This is a genomic window from Kitasatospora fiedleri (genome assembly GCF_948472415.1).
GTDB classification, from domain to species: Bacteria; Actinomycetota; Actinomycetes; order Streptomycetales; family Streptomycetaceae; genus Kitasatospora; species Kitasatospora fiedleri.
In genome coordinates, this window is the sequence record NZ_OX419519.1 from 391,798 (window position 1) to 408,728 (window position 16,931).

The 16,931-nt window shown below is 73.8% G+C and carries 19 protein-coding genes, 4 pseudogenes and 1 riboswitch; of the genes and pseudogenes, 8 read left to right on the forward strand and 15 right to left on the reverse strand.

The window, feature by feature from the left end:
* The first annotated feature begins 1 nt into the window (after nucleotide 1).
* From QMQ26_RS02115 to QMQ26_RS02125, 3 genes are read left to right on the forward strand one after another with little or no spacing between them, the layout of a single operon-like run.
* Entirely contained in the window at nucleotides 2–382 is a 381-nt protein-coding gene (locus QMQ26_RS02115; protein ID WP_282204557.1) for a hypothetical protein, read from the forward strand.
* A 16-nt stretch (nucleotides 383–398) separates the two neighbouring features.
* The gene (locus QMQ26_RS02120; protein WP_282204558.1) at nucleotides 399–854 is read left to right on the forward strand and encodes a DUF7620 family protein; all 456 of its coding nucleotides are present in this window, start codon (nucleotides 399–401) and stop codon (nucleotides 852–854) included.
* Complete coding sequence (locus QMQ26_RS02125) at nucleotides 854–1,180, forward strand: putative phage holin (protein ID WP_282204559.1); 327 nt, start codon at nucleotides 854–856, stop codon at nucleotides 1,178–1,180. Before QMQ26_RS02120 ends, QMQ26_RS02125 begins: the two co-directional genes overlap by 1 nt.
* 72 nt (nucleotides 1,181–1,252) lie before the next feature.
* Here the strand turns inward: QMQ26_RS02125 and QMQ26_RS02130 are convergent, their stop codons facing one another.
* The 6 genes from QMQ26_RS02130 to QMQ26_RS02155 form a co-directional block, all read right to left on the reverse strand.
* Nucleotides 1,253–1,483, reverse strand: coding sequence for a hypothetical protein (locus QMQ26_RS02130; RefSeq protein WP_282204560.1), 231 nt, complete (start codon nucleotides 1,481–1,483; stop codon nucleotides 1,253–1,255).
* Nucleotides 1,484–1,588: 105 nt separating this feature from the next.
* Nucleotides 1,589–1,846, reverse strand: coding sequence for a hypothetical protein (locus QMQ26_RS02135; protein ID WP_282204561.1), 258 nt, complete (start codon nucleotides 1,844–1,846; stop codon nucleotides 1,589–1,591).
* 29 nt (nucleotides 1,847–1,875) lie between these two features.
* Entirely contained in the window at nucleotides 1,876–2,094 is a 219-nt protein-coding gene (locus QMQ26_RS02140) for a hypothetical protein (RefSeq protein ID WP_282204562.1), read from the reverse strand.
* On the reverse strand, nucleotides 2,091–2,390 hold the full coding sequence (locus QMQ26_RS02145; RefSeq protein ID WP_282204563.1) for a hypothetical protein: 300 nt from the start codon (nucleotides 2,388–2,390) through the stop codon (nucleotides 2,091–2,093). Before QMQ26_RS02145 ends, QMQ26_RS02140 begins: the two co-directional genes overlap by 4 nt.
* 404 nt (nucleotides 2,391–2,794) lie before the next feature.
* Entirely contained in the window at nucleotides 2,795–3,112 is a 318-nt protein-coding gene (locus QMQ26_RS02150; RefSeq protein ID WP_282204564.1) for a hypothetical protein, read from the reverse strand.
* Nucleotides 3,113–3,169: 57 nt separating this feature from the next.
* The gene (locus QMQ26_RS02155) at nucleotides 3,170–3,319 is read right to left on the reverse strand and encodes a hypothetical protein (RefSeq protein ID WP_282204565.1); all 150 of its coding nucleotides are present in this window, start codon (nucleotides 3,317–3,319) and stop codon (nucleotides 3,170–3,172) included.
* A gap of 145 nt (nucleotides 3,320–3,464) precedes the next feature.
* Here QMQ26_RS02155 and QMQ26_RS02160 point away from each other — a divergent pair, with 145 nt between their 5' ends.
* The gene (locus QMQ26_RS02160) at nucleotides 3,465–3,995 is read left to right on the forward strand and encodes an NUDIX hydrolase (RefSeq protein ID WP_282204566.1); all 531 of its coding nucleotides are present in this window, start codon (nucleotides 3,465–3,467) and stop codon (nucleotides 3,993–3,995) included.
* Here the strand turns inward: QMQ26_RS02160 and QMQ26_RS02165 are convergent.
* A complete protein-coding gene (locus QMQ26_RS02165; protein ID WP_282204567.1) occupies nucleotides 3,992–5,422 on the reverse strand; it encodes a hypothetical protein in 1,431 nt (476 codons plus the stop codon). The two genes, QMQ26_RS02160 and QMQ26_RS02165, sit on opposite strands and share 4 nt — an antisense overlap.
* Before the next feature lie 232 nt (nucleotides 5,423–5,654).
* Here QMQ26_RS02165 and QMQ26_RS02170 point away from each other — a divergent pair, with 232 nt between their 5' ends.
* A complete protein-coding gene (locus QMQ26_RS02170; protein WP_282204568.1) occupies nucleotides 5,655–5,828 on the forward strand; it encodes a hypothetical protein in 174 nt (57 codons plus the stop codon).
* The gene (locus tag QMQ26_RS02175) at nucleotides 5,825–6,037 is read left to right on the forward strand and encodes a hypothetical protein (protein ID WP_282204569.1); all 213 of its coding nucleotides are present in this window, start codon (nucleotides 5,825–5,827) and stop codon (nucleotides 6,035–6,037) included. The genes QMQ26_RS02170 and QMQ26_RS02175 overlap by 4 nt, the downstream gene beginning before the upstream one ends.
* Here the strand turns inward: QMQ26_RS02175 and QMQ26_RS02180 are convergent, their stop codons facing one another.
* Nucleotides 6,038–6,298: a helix-turn-helix domain-containing protein gene (locus QMQ26_RS02180; protein WP_282204570.1), complete on the reverse strand. Its 261-nt coding sequence runs from the start codon at nucleotides 6,296–6,298 to the stop codon at nucleotides 6,038–6,040.
* A gap of 624 nt (nucleotides 6,299–6,922) precedes the next feature.
* Between QMQ26_RS02180 and QMQ26_RS02185 the strand changes: the two are divergent.
* Nucleotides 6,923–7,042 (forward strand): annotated as a pseudogene (locus QMQ26_RS02185) (3-hydroxyacyl-CoA dehydrogenase family protein); the annotation flags it as partial.
* A 46-nt stretch (nucleotides 7,043–7,088) separates the two neighbouring features.
* On the opposite strand, the gene QMQ26_RS02190 reads toward QMQ26_RS02185, so the two are convergent.
* From QMQ26_RS02190 to QMQ26_RS02230, 7 genes and pseudogenes are all read right to left on the reverse strand, one after another.
* Entirely contained in the window at nucleotides 7,089–7,352 is a 264-nt protein-coding gene (locus tag QMQ26_RS02190; protein ID WP_282204571.1) for a hypothetical protein, read from the reverse strand.
* A 23-nt stretch (nucleotides 7,353–7,375) separates the two neighbouring features.
* Nucleotides 7,376–8,203 carry an ECF transporter S component gene (locus QMQ26_RS02195; protein ID WP_282204572.1) on the reverse strand — a complete coding sequence of 276 codons (828 nt, stop codon included), beginning with the start codon at nucleotides 8,201–8,203 and terminating at the stop codon, nucleotides 7,376–7,378.
* A pseudogene (locus QMQ26_RS02205) lies at nucleotides 8,200–9,839 on the reverse strand (ABC transporter ATP-binding protein). The gene QMQ26_RS02195 and the pseudogene QMQ26_RS02205 overlap by 4 nt, the downstream one beginning before the upstream one ends.
* Nucleotides 9,836–10,932 (reverse strand): annotated as a pseudogene (locus tag QMQ26_RS02210) (CbiQ family ECF transporter T component). The pseudogenes QMQ26_RS02205 and QMQ26_RS02210 overlap by 4 nt, the downstream one beginning before the upstream one ends.
* A 103-nt stretch (nucleotides 10,933–11,035) precedes the next feature.
* A complete protein-coding gene (locus QMQ26_RS02215; protein ID WP_282206723.1) occupies nucleotides 11,036–11,176 on the reverse strand; it encodes a hypothetical protein in 141 nt (46 codons plus the stop codon).
* A gap of 448 nt (nucleotides 11,177–11,624) precedes the next feature.
* A complete protein-coding gene (locus QMQ26_RS37860; RefSeq protein ID WP_404814040.1) occupies nucleotides 11,625–13,862 on the reverse strand; it encodes a prenyltransferase/squalene oxidase repeat-containing protein in 2,238 nt (745 codons plus the stop codon).
* 110 nt (nucleotides 13,863–13,972) lie between these two features.
* Complete coding sequence (locus tag QMQ26_RS02230; RefSeq protein ID WP_282204574.1) at nucleotides 13,973–14,218, reverse strand: hypothetical protein; 246 nt, start codon at nucleotides 14,216–14,218, stop codon at nucleotides 13,973–13,975.
* 1,088 nt (nucleotides 14,219–15,306) lie between these two features.
* A riboswitch (cobalamin riboswitch) is annotated at nucleotides 15,307–15,378 on the forward strand.
* 128 nt (nucleotides 15,379–15,506) lie between these two features.
* Between QMQ26_RS02230 and QMQ26_RS02235 the strand changes: the two are divergent.
* Nucleotides 15,507–16,909, forward strand: a pseudogene (locus QMQ26_RS02235) (hypothetical protein).
* Nucleotides 16,910–16,931 lie beyond the last annotated feature (22 nt).

A 16,931-nucleotide genomic window follows, 5' to 3' on the forward strand; every position in this document is an offset into this window, starting at 1 on the left:
CATGGTGCGTATCTTCGGCCGGGAGCCGGCCTTGTGGCTGGCGCTCGTCGCGTCCGCCGTCAAGCTCGTCGCCGCGTTCGGCCTCGACCTGTCCGTCGACCAGCAGGCCGTGCTGAACGCCGCGGCGGCTGCGGTCGTCGGTGTCGTGGTGGCGTTCGTCGCGCGTGACGCCCTGTTCGCCCCGGTGCTCGGCGCGATCCAGGCTGTGGTGGCGCTGGCGGTCGGTTTCGGGCTGAACTGGAGTTCGGACCAGCAGGCCATCGTCATGACCGCCGCTACCGCGCTGGTCGCCATGTTCACCCGCACCCAGGCCATCGCGCCGGTCTCCGCGTCCGCGGCGCCCGCCCCGTCGACCACCGAGGCGGACGTCTACGGTGGATGAGGCTGGGGGGATCAGCGTGCTCCAGGGTGGCGCGGCCGGCCTGCTCGCTCTGGTCGTCCTGCTGATCCTCACCGGCCGGCTTATCCCCAGACGTACGTACGACGACGTGCGCGAGGAGCGGGACATGTGGCGGGCCGCGTTCCGGGAGTCGGAGGCGGCCCGCGCGGTGGAGCACGAGCACGCGGTGACGGCGGTGGAGGTCGGCCAGACGGCGGTGCAGGTGCTGCGTGCGCTGCCCACCCCGGAGGGGTGGACCATGCTTCGGCGGATCAGGGCGTGGTGCGGTCGTAGTCGCCGGGTGACGCCGGGGCAGCAGGCGGCCCGGTCGGCGTTGTATCGGGCGGAGTGTGACCGGTTGGAGGCGGAGGGGCGGGCGCCGGTGGCGGCGGAGGTGGCGCGCGAGTTGCGTGCACTGCGGGTTGAGAACCACTTCGCAGAGCGGATTCGCCTGAGCTTGGAGGGAGGGCGCTGATGGTGGCGTTGGATGCGGCTCAGCTGGCGAACGTGTCGGCGTCGGCGCTGGTGGCGGTGGCTGCCGGGTCGGCGGCGGTGATGTACCACGTGCGGGCGCCGTGGCGTAGGTCGCGGATAGGGCGTCACATCATGGCGGTGACGGTCGCAGTGGGCCTGCTGGGCCTGTACACGGTGTTGATCACGCTGGTGTGGCCGTCGGGCCCGGCGGCGGCGGTGCTGCGGTTCGGCCGGTGTGTGCTGCTGGTGGTGCTGGCCGGGTTGATGGTGCAGCGGGTCCGGTTGGTGGTCGACGCCCAACGGGAGCCGCCGGAGGAATCTCCTTGATCGCGTTGCGGGTAGCCGCAGAGTGATGCCCCGCTCGGCTTCGGCCGGGCGGGGCTTTCGTCGTGCCTGGGGTTAGAGGTCGACGCGCAGGTACTCGAACCCGTCGGGGATCTCGTCGTCGTCCTCGGTGTTGAGGTAGACCAGTTCGTCGGGGTCGTCCGGGCCGTAGCCGATGCTGTCGAGCCACGCCTGTACGTCGGGCCGGTCGAGGAGGCCGGGGATGTCGGGGCAGCCGGGGTCGGCGAGTTCGTGGCCGGGGACGGTGTCGCCGGGGGCGGCGGAGATCAGCCAGATGGTGGGCATGGTGGTTCCTTCCGTGGGTGCTGGCGGGGAACCCTCAAGGGCTGATGATGGGCCAGCGTAGCGCCGGTCAGGCAAGGCCGGGCGGGGCTTTCGGAGCGTCTGGGGTCAGGCGAGGTCGGTGGCGGTGACGGTGGCGGCCGGGGCGTCCGACTCGTCAGCGTTCCAGACGATCACCCGGAGCAGGGGGCGCCCGTCGGTGTCGACGGCCTGGGCGTCGTTGTCGTAGGTCCAGCGGTCGAGGACGTTGCGCCCGTAGTCGGCGGCGGTGCCGTCGTGGTCCTCGGCGGCGTCGGCGAGGATGATGGTCTGCCAGGTCGGGTTGGCGGCGGTCTCGGTGCTCTCGATGGCGTGCAGGTAGCGCATGGTGGGTCCCTTCGGGTGCTGGCGGGTGATCAGGCGAGGTCGGTGCGGGCACCCCGGCCGGGGCGGGCCGCCTTGGCGGTGCGTACGTCCCCTGCCCGGTAGCGGGCGGTGACCCTGCCGCTGTCCGGGTCGGGGGCGTACTCGGCGGCCTTCACGCCCCAGCGGGAGAGTGTGCGCCGGGCGGAGTCGGGGGTGGCCGCGCCCAGGTAGTCGGCTGCTTGGGCGGCGGTCCACAGTTCGTCGCTCACTGCTCGCCGTAGGCGGCGGCGAGAGCTTCGCGGATGGCGTCGGCGGTCTCGTCGCTGATGGTCAGCCAGCAGTAGACGTCGAGGTCGCGGGGGTTGTCGACGAGGAGTTCGGGGCGCATCGGCTCGGTGGCGAGGATGGTGTCGTCGCCGTCGATGTCAACGATTTGGGCGAGGAAGGCGTGGATGTCGCCGTGGGCCTGGGCCCGGGTGAGGCCGTAGGTGTCGACGGCCTCGTCGAGGAGGTCGTAGCTGTGGACGGAGCGGCCGGGGATGCGGCTGGCGATGTCGGTGGTCATGGTGGTGGGCTCCTTGTGGCCGGCGGTGGGTGCTGCCTTCGAGAACAACTATGCCTCACGTGAGGCAAGGTTGCAAGTGGGCGATCCACCCATCACTGTCCGTCAGAAGTGCTACGGTGAAACCGCTTTACTCCCCGCACGCGCGGGGATGGTCCGACGTTGGAGTCCACACAGCCCTGCTCCCCGCCCTCGCGGGGATGCTCCAACCTTGAACCGCGTCCAACACTGCTCCCCGCGCCTGCGGGGTTGGTCCGTCGATGGGCCTAGGTGCATCGACAGCCCTTTCCCGCCTTCGCGGGGATGCTCCGTAGCCCTTTTTTCGAGGCGCTTTGGGCCCGCGCTCGCGGCAACACACCGCCCCGTCTCCTTCGGGAGGCGGGGCGGTTCCGTGCGTCCAGGCCCGGTCAGGCAGCCGTCGTCGGCAGCGCCTCGACGTCCACCGACGTGAACACCACCGGCTCCCCGGTGCCCTCGTCCCGCCCGTACTGGGTGTGCACCGCGACCACCCGAACCCGATCCCAGTGCAGCCCGATCACGTCTCCCACCGCCGGAAGCGGGATCGGGCCCTGCGAGTACCAGCCCATCAGCTCGATCGGTCCCGCCGGGTCGAGGGCCACGAACGTGATGCCGTGCCGGATCGGCACCACGGCCCGCGCTTCGGGCATCGACGCCTCGGCTCGCCCGATCTCCTCGAACACCGCCAGCACGTTCTTCTCGCTCATGCCGGCAGGATGCCAGCCCGGGCGCGGCGGCGGGCGAGTTTCGCGAGACCGGTCCGATCAGGCGGCTGCCGCGACGGCCTCGCGGGCCCCGTCCCGCAGCGCCTGCAGCGTCTGCGCGTGGCAGCCCTCGACACGGGCGTGCTCCAGCACGGGGTGGAGGCGCACGGCGTCCGCCGCGGCCAGGTATGCGGCACGGGCGGCATCCACGTCACCGCCCCGCAGGCCGCGGCCTCCAGGGCCCGCGCGGCATCGAAGGCGGCGCGTCCCAGATCGCGCAGGTCATCGGGGAGGTCCAGGGGCTTCGGCCCCCTGGCAGTGTAGGCCGCGGCGCCCCCGTGGGATGATCACCGCCATGAGCGAGTGGACCGTGCACGGCAGCCGCCCCATCTACACAAGCCCCTGGGTCGAGCTCGACCTCGTCGACGTCGAACCCCCCGGCCGCGACCGCTACGAGCACCACCTCGTTCGATTCGCCCCCGTCGCCGCCGTCGTGGTCCTCAACGACCGCGACGAGGTGCTGATGATGTGGCGCCACCGCTTCGCCACCGACACCTGGAACTGGGAGATCCCCTCGGGCATCGTCGAGGACGGGGAGTCCCTGGAGCAGGCCGCGATCCGGGAGGTAGAGGAGGAGACCGGCTGGCGCGTCGCCGCGGTCGAGCCCCTCGCCTACAATCAGCCCATCGGCGGCATGAGCAACGCCGAGCACACCACGTTCCTGGCCCGCGGGGCCGAGTACATCGCGCCACCCGTCGACACCCACGAGGCCGACCGGATCGAGTGGATCCCCCTCGACCGCATCCAAGGAATGATCGACCGTCGGGAGATCGTCGCCGGCGTCGCCGTGGTCGGCCTCCTGCAACTCCTCGCCCGCCGCCCCTAACCCTCCAACTCCGGAGCGGCGGGCGGCTGGACCAGCTCGCGCAGCTCGGCGACGGCCACACCCCGGGCCGCCCGGGCCGGAACAGCGGCCAGCACCTCGCGGGCCCGGGACACCACGATGCCGGTCCGGTGCTCGTCGGGCAGCGACTCCAGCGCGTCGACGCCGACCTGAGCGCCGGTGGTGATCTCACCGACACCGATCAGCCCATCGGCCTGGTCCAGGGCGATCAGCGCCCGGTCGAGGCGCTCGGCGGGCGAGTACAGGGTGAGCGCCTCGTCGAGCGCCAGGTGCGCGCGCCGGGTGTCGCCGAGCGCGGTGTGCATGCTGCCCACGTGCCAGCGCAGTTGGCGCAGGGTGTAGCCGTAGGCGAGGTCGGCGGTGTGCCGCTCGTCCAGGCGCTCGAACGCCCGGACGGCGATAGCCATGGCGGCCCGGGCATCCTCGTCCCGGCCTAGCCGGGCCAAGGAGCGGGCCTCCAGGGCCGGGGCCCACGCGGCGGTGGCGCACACGGTGGAGCCGGCCACCATGCGGGCCCGCTCGGCCAGCCGGGCGGCAGCAGCCGGGTTCCCCCCGTAGAACGGGATCACGGCCTCCCGGCACAGCAGCCACGCCCGCAGCGCCCGGTCACCGGTCTCCTCCGCGGCCAGCTGCGCGACCCGGAACCACTCCCGCGCCTCCCGCTGCGAGCCGAGCGCCACCAGCGCCATGCCGGCCGCCCCGGCGAGCTGCGCGGCCACATGGCACAACCGGCTGCGCCGGTCGGCCGGCTGGCGGCGGGACAGCACCTGCTGCACCTCGACGAAGTCGAGCACCGCGCCGCCGAGCATCCGCGCCGGGGGGACGACCTGGTACGCCTGGCCGAGTTCGGCGGCCGACCGTTCCAGCTGGTCGATGGTCGTTTCGGCCAGCCCGTCGGAGAGGGTCTCCGCCATGCCCTGCCGGGCGCCGGCCAGAGCGTGGAGCACGTGCCCCGGGATGGCCGGACCGAGGCCGCCCAGCAGGTCTTGCAGTATCGCCCGCTGCTCTGCCGACGCCGCCGTACTGCCGCGGCGTACGACCTGCCCGGAGAGCGGCGGGCGGGCGCCGCCCGGGTCGTCGGGCTGGCCGGCGGGGGTGTAGTCGCGCCCCCATCCGAGCCGGTCGGGCCGGGTCCGGTAGAGCTCGCACAGCCCGTCGAGGTGGGTCTCGCCGGGGCGCACGGACCCGGTCTCCCAGCTGGACATCTGCTGCACCGTCACCGGCGCCCTCAGATCGCGGTAGGCGGCGCACGCCTGCGCGAGGGTCCACCCGCGGGCCAGGCGATGCGCCTGGGCGAGGGAGACCTCGGCCTGCTCGGAGATCCGCTGGACCAGGGCCCATGGGGACCAGCCGTCGACGTCGGCCGTGGCGCGTAGCTGGGCGGCGGTACTCCGGGCGCTGGGCCGCATGAGGGGCTCCTGCTGCAAGGGGGTGAGTGGCGGTGAGTTCACCGTAGCGCCGCACGCCGGGCGCTGTGGGCCGTCGTCATCATGCCGTCGCGATGGGGCGGGTGGCTCGTCATCGCAACGCCGTGATGACCTTCGGTTTTCGCGGCCGGGCCGTCATTGCCCGGGCCTGGGCGTTGGCCGACTCTGATCCTGCACCGCTTGGTGCCGCTCCCCGGCGATCAGAGGAGTACCCATGAGCACGACGACGCGACGGGCCCGCATCCCGTGGCCGCCGGACCCCGACGAGCACCGGCCGTGCAAGGTCTGCTCCCGCTGCGTGTCCGGCACCGGCCGCGACCGCGACCCCGACGCCTCCGACTGCTATGTGGACTGGCTCGAAGCCGCCACCGTCCGGCGGTCGGCGTGAGCGGCCAGCAGCCCGGCTGCTACCGGGCGGAGCGGCTGAAGGTGTCCGCCGCCGGCGTGCAGCTGTGGGGCGTGCGCGCCCCGGACGGCGAGTGGCTGCTGTCGATGGGCCAGCCGGAGTGGCACCTCAGCGAGACGACCGCGCTGCGGATCGCCGACGAACGCAACCAGGCCAAGGGCCTGCTGCCGGCCGGCGACGCCCGACCGTAGCTACTCGGCCTCCGGCTCGTCCTCGTCGCGGAACAGGCGCCAGGCGGGAACGCCGAGCGCGTCGGCGACGACGAGGTAGGCGGCCAGGGACGGAGCCTGCCCTCCGGCTTCCATGCGGCCGATCGTGTTCCGGTGCAGGCCCGTGCGCTCGACGAGGTCTTCTTGGGTCCAGCCGCGGTCCTCTCGTAAGGACTTGATGCGGCTGGCGATCACCTGCAGTTCCATCAGCAGGTGTACGGGCAAGTGGATCTTGAATGGCACCCGTCTAACGCTGCCCCGGCGCAACCGGAATGTCCGCACCTTATTGTGTGCATCTGCGGCTCCATCCGGGTAGCATCCCGCGCACGGAGCCACTCTGTGTCACGAATCGCCGAAGCTGTGCAATCGCAAATCCGTTCGATAAACTGCTCCACCCGCCCGCCAAACGGCCGCCTTCCAGGACCTTGTGCGGGATGCACACATGCGGAATCGTGGATACCTCCACTCCGTCAACTATCCCTGTGGGTACGGGCGGTAACACTCGACCCTGCAACGACGAAGGCCCGACCGATGAGTCGGCCGGGCCTCCCGATCGCCCGCCGGCAGCGCCCGTTCAAGCCGGGCACTGTCGGCGGGAGTACGGGTCGGTCGGATGTATCTCGCGTGGGAGACGCGTCGGCATCCTACTGACCCACCGAACCGCCTCGTACCCCCTCGGCCGGGGGGCGCGAGGCGGTTCTGCGTGCGCTCCCCTGGGGAGAGTCTGGGGAGTCGCCCCACTCGGGGAGCGTCCGGGGAGACGCGGCCCGAGGAAGCCAGGGGTCGCGTGAGGAACTGTGAGGAACCTTCCCATGCAGGTCGACACCCCTGAGCGACCATCACTGCACGTCATCACCCCCCGGCCTCATGTACGAGGAGTACAAAGAACCGCTGTACGCCCCGCCTCCGCTGCTGGCCCGGATGGTGGAGGCCGGGATGCTCGGCCGCAAGAGCGGGCGCGGCTTCCACCCGCACCCGGCGGTGTGAGCGGGCTCGGCCCCGCCGGTGCCCGTCCCCCGTCGCGGAGGGCCGGTCAGCGGCGGGGCCGTCCCCGTCGGACCGCCTCGTCGATGGCTTCGATCAGGGCCGCGGGGTCGGCCGGTCCGTCGTCCTGTCGCTCTCCGTCCGGGGGCGCCAGCATCTCCCGCACCCGGCCCAGCAACGCGCGGGCCTGACGCAGTTCGGACTTCAACTGCTCCGCGTGGCTGTTGAGTGCGCCCAGTTGTCTGCGCGAGGCGCTCAGCGCGGCGTAGTCCTCCGGAGTCAGCACGACGACCTCCCTGCCGTCGATCGACATCGTCCGGGGCTTCGGGTGACGGCTCACCGTGCCGACCTCCCCGCTGCGGTGATGGTGCCCGGGACGAACGCGACCGGTGCCTCGAAGGCGGCGCGGCGGGCGGCGCGGCGGAAGACGGCGAGCACGGCCGGGCCCGCGAGCAGCACGGCCAGCGCGGTGGTGACGGCGCGGCCGGTGTCCCAGCCGAGCGAGGTGGCCAGGTCGAACAGCAGGTAGCGGTGCCACTGCTCGGTGAACGGCAGGCCCGGCAGGTAGGCGATCGAGCTGTGCGGGTCGAGGGAGAACGGCCAGAACGAGAGGTTCAGCAGGAAGCCGAACAGGTAGCCGGACAGCGCCCCGTACCCGGCCAGCAGCAGCACCTCGGCCCGGCCGCCCAGCCGGGGCAACAGGCCCGCGATCAGGCCGACGAACGCGCAGCCGAACATCTGGTACGGCATCCACGGGCCGACGCCGCCGGTGAGCAGGGCGGAGGCGAACAGCGAGGTGCAGCCGAGGGTGAAGCCGAAGCCGGGGCCGAAGACCCGGCCGGCCAGGACGAGCAGGAAGAAGACGGTCTCCACGCCCGCGGTCCCGGCGCCGAGCGGGCGCAGGCCCGCGTTGACGGCGGAGAGCACGCCCAGCATGGCCAGCGCCTTGGCGTCGATGCCGCCCGAGGCGATCTCCGAGACCACCACGGCCAGGATCAGCACCAGCAGCGCGCCGAAGATCAGCGGCGGCGCGTACGCGGACCCGAAGCGGCCCGGTGCGACGACGAACGGCCAGGTGAAGGCCACCAGGCCGGCGAAGGCGGCGCCCGCGATCACGGCCCGGGCCCGGAGCGGGACGCGGACGGCCCGGACGGCGGCGGTCATCGGGCCGCCCCCGCGGTGTCCAGGGCCCGGCCGACCTGGGGGACGGTCAGGTAGGGCAGCGGGGCGAGGATCTTGGCGGTCTGCGGGGCGAAGGTCGGCGAGGCGGTGATCACTTCGGCCGTGGGTCCGTCGGCGACGACCTCGCCCTCGGCCATCACCACCACCCGGTCGGCGGCCGCGGCGACGAACTCGACGTCGTGGGTGGACACCATGACGGCGTGCCCGTCCGCCGCGAGCCGGTCGACCACGCCGATCAGGGCCTCCTTGGCCTGGTAGTCCAGGCCGCGGGTGGGCTCGTCCAGGAGGACGACCCTTGGTGCGGCGGCGAGTTGGACCGCCAGGACGAGAGCGAGCTTCTGTCCTTCGGAGAGGTCCCGGGGTGGGTGCCGTCGGCGATGCCCGGGGCCAGGCGGTCCAGGATCTCACGGGTGCTCGGCCCTGAGCCGACACCGTCCCGGTCGCTCTGGGCGAGTTCGGCCGCCACGGTGTCCAGGTAGAGCAGGTCGGTCGGGGTCTGCGGGACGAGTCCGACCAGTTGTCGGGCCTCGGCGGCGGAGACGCGCTTGGGATCGACTGCCTTCCCGCCCGCTGTGCCGGTGGTGCCGACGGTGCCGCCCTGACGCGGTCCCGAGCCCTGGAGCGCCCACAGCAGCGAGGACTTCCCGGAGCCGTTGCGTCCCATCAGCGCCGCCACCTGTCCGGCCGCCAGGTCGAGCGAGACCTCCCGGACGGCGAACACCGGGCCGTGGCGCACGACGATCCGTTCGGCGGTGAGCACCGTCTCCCCGGCGGTGCCGGTGCGTCGCGGCGGCGGCACGGGACGCGCGGAGAGCCGCTCGCGCAGCGGGGCGGCGGCCCGGCGGGCGTCGCGCACCGACAGCGGCAGCGGGTGCCAGCCGGCCAGCCGGCCCAGCTCGACGACCGGCGGGGCGATCGCGGTGTCCCGGAACACCTCGGCGGGCGGCCCGTACCGCACGGTGCCGTCCCCGGGCAGGTACGCGACGCTGTCGGCGTACTGCACCACCCGCTCCAGCCGGTGCTCGGCCAGCAGCACGGTCACCCCCAGGTCGTGCACCAGCCGGGTGACGGCGGCCAGTACCTCCTCGGCGGCCGTCGGGTCGAGGGCGGAGGTCGGCTCGTCCAGCACCAGGACGCGCGGGTGCGCGGTGAGCACCGAGCCGATCGCCACCCGCTGCTGCTGGCCGCCGGACAGCTCGTGCAGCGCCCGGTGCCGCAGGTCGGCCAGGCCCAGCAGGTCGAGGGTCTCCTCGACGCGTTTGCGCATCACCTCCGGCGGGACGGCCAACTGCTCCATCGCGTACGCGAGTTCCTCCTCCACCGTGTCGGTGGTGAACCCGGCCAGCGGGTCCTGTCCCACCACGCCCACCACGTCGGCGAGTTCGCGCGGCGGGTGGTGCGCGGTGTCCCGCCCGTCGACCGTCACCCGGCCGTGCAGGGTGCCGCCGGTGAAGTGCGGCACCAGCCCGTTCACCGCGCCCAGCAGCGTCGACTTGCCGGCGCCCGTCCGGCCCACCACCAGGCACAACTCGCCCTCCGGGATCGTCAGTCCGACGTCCCGGAGGACCGGCTCGGACGCGCCGTGGTACACCACGGAGACCTGGTCGAAACGGATCACTCGGACACCTCGGAGAGTTCGCGGTCGGCGGCAGGAGCGGCTGTCCGCTGCCCTGGCAGGGCCGCGGGGGCGGGCGGTCGGCCCGGCGGCGGGGCGAGGGCCCGGCGGCGGCGGCGATCAGCAGGGCCAGCACCGGAACGGTCGGCAGCGCGGGCCAACTCAGCGGGTACAAGGAAGGGTTGAGGTCGGTGGCGTCGTAGCCGACGGTGACGCACAGCAGCACGGCGGCGGCGACGCCGCAGCCCGCCACCCCCCACTCGGCGCCCCGCCACGGATCGGGCCGGTAGGTGGTGCGCCGCACCCGCCGCCCGCCCAGCGCCAGGCCCGCCACGCACAGCGCCGACCCGACCGCCAGCCCCGGCAGGCCCAGCCAGGCCGGGGCCGTCCCGTCCAGCAGCCCGTACAGGCCGGCGCACAGTCCGCACATGCCCAGCAGCATGAGCCCTCCGGTGAGCCGGCGGGACGCCTTGGTGGCGGTGCCGGAACGGCCGTAGCCGCGCGAGTCCATCGCCGCCGCCAGCCGCAGCGAGCGCTCCAGCGCGTCCTCCAGGACCGGGACGACGATGCCGCGCAGGGCGCGGACGCCCTTGCCGCGTCCGGCGCGCAGCCGTCGGGCCCGTAGGACGCGCTGTACGCTCTGGACGAGCTGGGGTGCGACGCTGAGCGCCACGGTCACGGCGACGCCCAGTTCGTACAGCGCGCCCGGCAGCACCCGCAGCGCGCGCTTCGGGTTGGCCAGCGTGTTGGCCGCGCCGATGCAGCACATCAGACAGGCCAGCCGCAGCCCGTCCACCGCCGAGGACAGCACCGCCTCCAGCGACACCGGGCCGCCGATCTCGATGCCCGCGTACCAGGCGGGGGTGGGGAGGTGCGGCAGCGTCAGCAGCACGTGGTCGTCCGGGGTGACGCCGGTGGCGAAGACGCACCGGAACAGCACCCGGATCGCCACGATCGTCAGCGCCAGCCACAGGTAGTACTTGAAGCCGCGCGCCCACGGGGCCTCGGTCCGGCGGGCGGTGACGACGTAGCCGAGCACCGCGAGCACGAGGAACAGCAGGAGCGGGTTGGTGGTGCGGCTGGCGGCGGTGGCCATGGCGAGGGCCCAGATCCACCAGGCGAACGGGTGCAGGTCGCGCGGGATGCGGCGGCCGCCCGGTGCGTCGCCGGGACCGGCCGGGTCGAGCTTCGGCACCGGGTCACTCCGCCCGTCGGCGGCGGCGCAGCGCGGTGACCGCCGTGGCGATGCCGAGGGCGACCACGAGGGCGACGCCGGTGACCGCGGGGGCGATCGAACCGGAGGAGGGGTGCGGGGCGTCGGCTACGGGTGCGGCGTCCACCGCCACGGGCCGGCTGCCCTCAGCCGAGGGGGCCGCGGAAACGGCGGAGGCGAGCCGGTGGGCGGCTGGGACCCGCGGCGGTGTCGAGGGGCCGGCTGACCGGAAGGACTCTCCTGCTCGGCGCCGGACCCGTCGGTGGACGGCTCGGGGGCGGACGTACCACCGCCGGACGTCCCACCGCTTCCGGTCCCACCGCCCGATGACTTGCCGGCTCCGGTTCCACTCCCGGTCCCGCCACCGGACGTCCCACCACCGGACGTCCCACCGCCCGTACTGCCGCCGCCGGCAGGAGGGGTCGGCTTGGGCGCGGCGGTCTGGGTGGTGCCGCCGGGGGTGGTGTTGTGGGCGCGGACGCTGTCGGGCGAGAAGGTGGGACGGCCCTCGGTGCCCTCGATGTCGGTGCCACCGAAGATCCACAGGTCGACGCTGCCCGGCACCGGGTGGTAGCTCATCGCCCCCAACTGGCTGTAGGACCAGGTGTTCTGGCCCGGGTCGGCGTGCCAGTACGACCAGTACGCGGTGGCGGGCGGGGTGAGGACGCACTTCTCCTGGGCCGGGTCGGGTACTGGGTGCCGCCCTGGTGGCCGCTGTAGCCGATTCGGCAGATGAAGGCCGGGCCGTCGTGCTGGGTGCCGGTGGTCTTCCAGCCGCCCTGGTTGAGCAGTTGGTAGCCGGTGGTCGGCGTGGTGCCGCAGGAGCGCAGCAGCGGGCCGCCCCAGTGGCTGAAGTCGACCGCCAGCACCACGCCGGAGGTGGTGGTGCACTGCTCGATCGGCAGCGCCGTGGCGGCGGCCGGGGTCGCCCCGGGCCGAGGCCGACCAGGACGAGGGCGAGGGCGGCACAGCCGGATGCGGCGCGCGCGGCGAGCCGGCGGATCACCGGTGCCTGCCCGCGGCCGGGGCGTTGCGTCGGCGGTGGCGACCAGGACCGCACCGCCCGCGGCGGTGAGCAGCAGGCCGGGGACGACCAGTTCCAGGACGTCGGTACCGGTCCACGCCAGGCTGTCTGATGCGGTACCGGTGTCGCTGCCGCTGCCGGTGTCGCTGCCGGGCGGAACCTGGCCCGCACCGGTGCCCGCTCCCGCCCCGGTGGTCGAGGAGGTGGGCGGCACGGAGCCGCCGCTCGCCGTCACCGAGGGCGACGACGGTGCCGAGGGAGAGTCGGACGGCGGGGCGGACACCGAGGGCGACGGAGACGGAGAGGGAGAGGCCGAATCCGACGGGGACGGGGACGGCGAGCCGGTCGGGGTGTCACCGCCGAGGTCGCGGTGGAGCGTGCCGAAGGAGAGGCCGGTCACGCCGCCGAGCGTCTGGGTGGAGGCCCGGACGTCGGAGCCCTGCTGGCCGGCGGAGGCGACGTTGAAGCCGCCGTCGGCGTTCTGCTCGGCCGCGAGGAACTCGACGGCCCTGGCGATCTGCGCGGCGTGGGCGGACTGGCGGAGCGTCAGCCCCTGGATCGCGAGGGCGGCGGAGTTGGTCGAGTCGCCGGCGGCGCCGGGGAAGCCGCCGTCCGGCAGTTGCTGGGCCGCCAGCCAGGCCAGGCCCTTGTCGACGGCCCGGGCCGCTTCGTCACCGGGGACGAGGGCGAGCGCCATGACGGCCATCGCGGTGCTGTCCACGTCGGAGTCGCCGGAGGCGGGGATGAGGCTCGGCCAGGAGCCGTTCGCGGCCTGGAGGCCCTTCAGGTAGGCGATGGGCGCGGCGGCGTGCTCGGCGTCACCGGCCCTCAGCTGGGCCATGACTCCGAGCGACTGGGAGAAGACCGAGGTGGCCCAGAGGTAGTTGCCCTCGGCCGCACAGCCGTTGGCGGCGTCGGCGTGGTCGCAGACGGCCTGGGCGAGCGCGGCGATCAGGTCGTGGCCGCCGAAGTTCCGCGGATCGCGCCCGACGACCTCGGCGAGCAGCGCCTCCTTGCCGACGGAGCCGCCGCCCACGTACTCGGTGCCGACTGACGTCCAGTCGTTGACGGTGCGTTCGTTGCCGTCCTTTCCCTGCTGGTCGAGGAAGTCGACGATCCGGCGCAGCGCCGCGTCGTCGGTGCCGGTGGCGGCGAGCGCGTAGGCGGCGTCGATGGTGAGGCCGAAGTCGGCGAACCCGGAGTCGGGGAACGCCTCGTAGTAGTGGCCGCCGAGCAGGCGGGCGGGGTCGGTGAGGTAGGCGCCGCCCTTGGCGAGGTCGGGCGTCCGGCCGGGCTGGGGCGCCGTGCCGAGGTCGTGGGTGACCGTCAGCGGGTCGGTGCCGGTGAGGGCGAGGATCGCCTGCTCGGTGGCGGCCGGGTCGGAGTCGGGGGTCCACTCGTCGGTGGCGAAGCCGCCGTCCGGGTTCTGCCGGGTGGCGATCCACGCGGTGGCGGCGGCCCCTCCGGTGGTACGGCCCGCGGCCTTGAGGCCCTGGGCCGCCATGGCGGTACTGGAGGTGTCGCCGCTGGAGGCGCCGACGTAGGGGAGGTAGGAGCCGTCGGTCTGCTGGCTCGCGGTGAGCTGGCCGACGGCCTTGTCCACCGTCGCTCCGCGGCCGCCCGCGGCGTTCAGGGCGAGCACGGTGAGGGAGGTGGTGGAGGGGTCGGACTCGCAGTGGTCCCCGGCGGCGATCATGGCACCGGATATGCCGCCGTCGGCGCACTGCAGGGTGGTGAACCGGTCGAGGGCCGCGGCGGGCACGGTGGTGCCGGCGCGCAGCAGGGCCATGACGGCGAGGGCCTGGGTCCAGGGCGAGGCGGCGCCGCGGAAGTCCCCGGCGGCGGTGCACTGCCCGTTCTCGCCCGCGGCGGTGCAGACGTGGTCGGTCAGGGCGGCGATCAGGTCGTGGCCGCCGAACGCCCGGGGTTGCCGCCGGTGCTCTCGGCGACGAGGGCGAGCAGGGCGGCGGCCCGGGTGTCGGGAGCGCCGGCCTGGCCGTCGGGCAGCAGGAAGTCCTCGGTGTGGGCCCGGAGGAAGGCCACCACCTTGCGCAGGGCCGGGTCCTGGGTTCCGGCGGCGGCGAGGGCGACGGCGGTGAGCGCGGTCCTCGGGTAGTCGGGGCCTTCGAAGGCCCAGTTGCCCATGTAGCTGCCGTCGACGAGCTGGGCGGCGAGCCAGGCCGCCGCCGCGGCGGGGTCCGCGGTGGCGGGCGGCGGGCCGCTCTGGCTCGGGCTCGGCGAGGCGGACCCGGAGGGCGGGGTGGACGCCGAGGCTGAGGCTGAGGCGGAGGCAGACTCGGACGCGGAGGGCGAGGACTGGCGCTGTTCTTGGCACGTACCGAGTCCGGGGTGAAGCTGGGCGCACCGCTGGTGCCCCCGATGTCGGTGCCGCCGTAGACCCACGCCTCGACCTCGCCGGGCTTGGGCTTCTGGGTGTCGGCGCCGAACTGGCTGTAGGACCAGGTGTCCTGGCCGGGGGCGGCGATCCAGTACGACCAGTAGGCGGTGGCCTGCGGGGTGTTGACGCAGGGCTCCTCGGCGGGGGTCGGGTACTGGGCGCCGTTGCCGAAGGTGCTGCTGCCGAGGCGGCAGATGAAGCCGGGGCCGTCGTGCTGGGTGCCGGTGGTGGTGAACCCGGCGTTGTGCAGCAGGTTCATGCCGGTGGTGGGGTGGGCGTCGCAGCCTCGCACGACGCCGCCGCCCCAGTGGCCGAAGTCGACGGCGACGACCGCGCCGGTGGTGGCGGTGCACTCCTCGATCGGGTCCGCCGCGGCCCGGTCGGGGTGACCGAGGGCGAGGGTGGCGCCGGCGGTGACCGCGAGAGCTGACGTGAGTGCCAGGTAGGTCAGCCGTCGGCCTCCGCGGCCGTGGCTCGTAAGCGTGTTGGTGGCCCGCACCGGCGACTCTCCCCGTGGTAGGTCGAGGCTGGATACGACGGCGCGGCAGACGGTCCTCGGAGGAGGGAATCCGGCCTGCACCGCGTCGTAGTCCGCGACGACGCATCTGCTTGTGACTGAAGTCCCCCGGCGCAGGCATTCCGGCTCATCCGCCCGGAGGGGCGGATCTACGGTTGCGGGTCAGCGCCGGATTCGGACCGGCTTCCCCTGACTGCCGAGGGTGAAAAACCGGTTCATCAGACCATGGTGCGTGGCGGCACGTCAACGGGGCGTCATGTCGCCCGCGCCACCTCGTGGGTCGGGGCGCGGTGCGGTAGCGTCCCGGGTGGCCGCGTGGGGGAACCCGGTGCGAATCCGGGGCTGACGCGCAGCGGTGAGGGGCCTCCACGCGCCCGAGTCCGAATGCCCGCCGGCCACGCACCACGAGCGAAAGCCAGCCCACGCGATCCGGGCGGCGGCCGCCCACCAGCACGCGGCCCGTCAGCGCAGCCGTGCGCCCGGGGCAGGTCGGCGCCCTCCTTCCAAGGAGACCCACCGTGTCCCTCCGCTCCTTCGCCGCCCCCGCGGCCGTCCTGACGGCCGGCGTCGTCCTGCTGTCGGCCGTCCCGGCCGCGGCGACCGCCACCCCGGCCCAGATAGCCACCTCGAAGACCAACGGCGTCGCCTACCTGAAGACCCTGCAGGCCGCCGACGGCAGCTACGTCACCTCCGGCGGGCTGTCCAACGAGTGGGCGTTCAGCGCGCTCGCCGCCGCCGGGACCGCCGCCGTGGATGTGCTGCCCGGCAGCGACCCGGCCAAGAACGCCCGCACCGTCTACCGGGGCCAGCTCGCCGCCGGCAGCTGGCCCGGCTCGTCCCCGGTGGTCACGGACTACGAGCGCGCGATCCTCAACTCCTACGCGGCGGGCATCGACCCGGCTCGGGTCGGCGCCGGACGCAACCTGGTCGCCGACCTCGCCGCCTACTGGCAGAGCGCCGAACCCGGCTACTGGGGGCCGTCCGCCAACTTCAACGGCACCGTCTTCGGCCTGCTCGCCCTCGGCGGCGCCCGCACCCAGGCGGGCGGGCAGCGAGTCCCGCAGGCCCTGGTCGACGCCTCGGTCGCGGTCGTGCGCGCCAACCAGCACACCGACGGCGGCTGGAACTACAGCAAGGCCGCCGGAGACCCGAGCGCCCTCGCGCAGGGCAGCGACATCGACATGACCGGTGCCGCGATGGCCTCGCTCTGCGTCGGCGGTGTCCCGAACACCGACGCGGCGGTCGTGGCCGCGAAGAACTTCCTCAAGGGCAAGCTGCTGTCCTCCGGTGCCTTCAACTCGATGTTCGGTGCCAACACCGACTCCAACGGCTGGGCCGTCTCCGGCCTGAACGCCTGCGGCATCAACTCGCAGGGTACCGACTTCACCAGCGGCACCGGCAAGACCCCGGTCGACTACCTGATCTCCCAGCAGTTCAAGCCCGGCGGCGGCTTCAAGTACCTGTCCACCGACGCCTCGCCGTCCGCGTACGCCTCCGTGGACGGGCTGCGCGCCGTGGCCGGCGCCGGGTTCACCGCCGCCCCGCCCGCCCCCGTCACCTCCGGCGCCCCCACCTGGGTCGCCACCTCCGCGTTCACCTCCGGCACCGCCGCCCGGATCGCGCTGGTCGTCGACAACGGCACCGCCGGGGCCCTGAAGGTCTGCGCCGTCACGCTCACCCCGACCGGGACCACCACGACGCTCGGCGCCGTCCTGGACGCCGCCGCCACCGCCACCCGAGCGGCTGCGTCACCTCCGTCACCCCCTCCAGCGGCACCGGCACCGTCACCGCCGTCAACGGCACCGCCAACAGCGGCTCCTCGACCTGGAAGGTCAGCCTGGACGGCGCCACCGCCACCGCCGCGACCCGTGGCACCGTGGTCAACGTCGGCGATACGGTCTCGCTCCGCTACGGCAGCTGACCGCGCGTCGGGCAGACAGTGG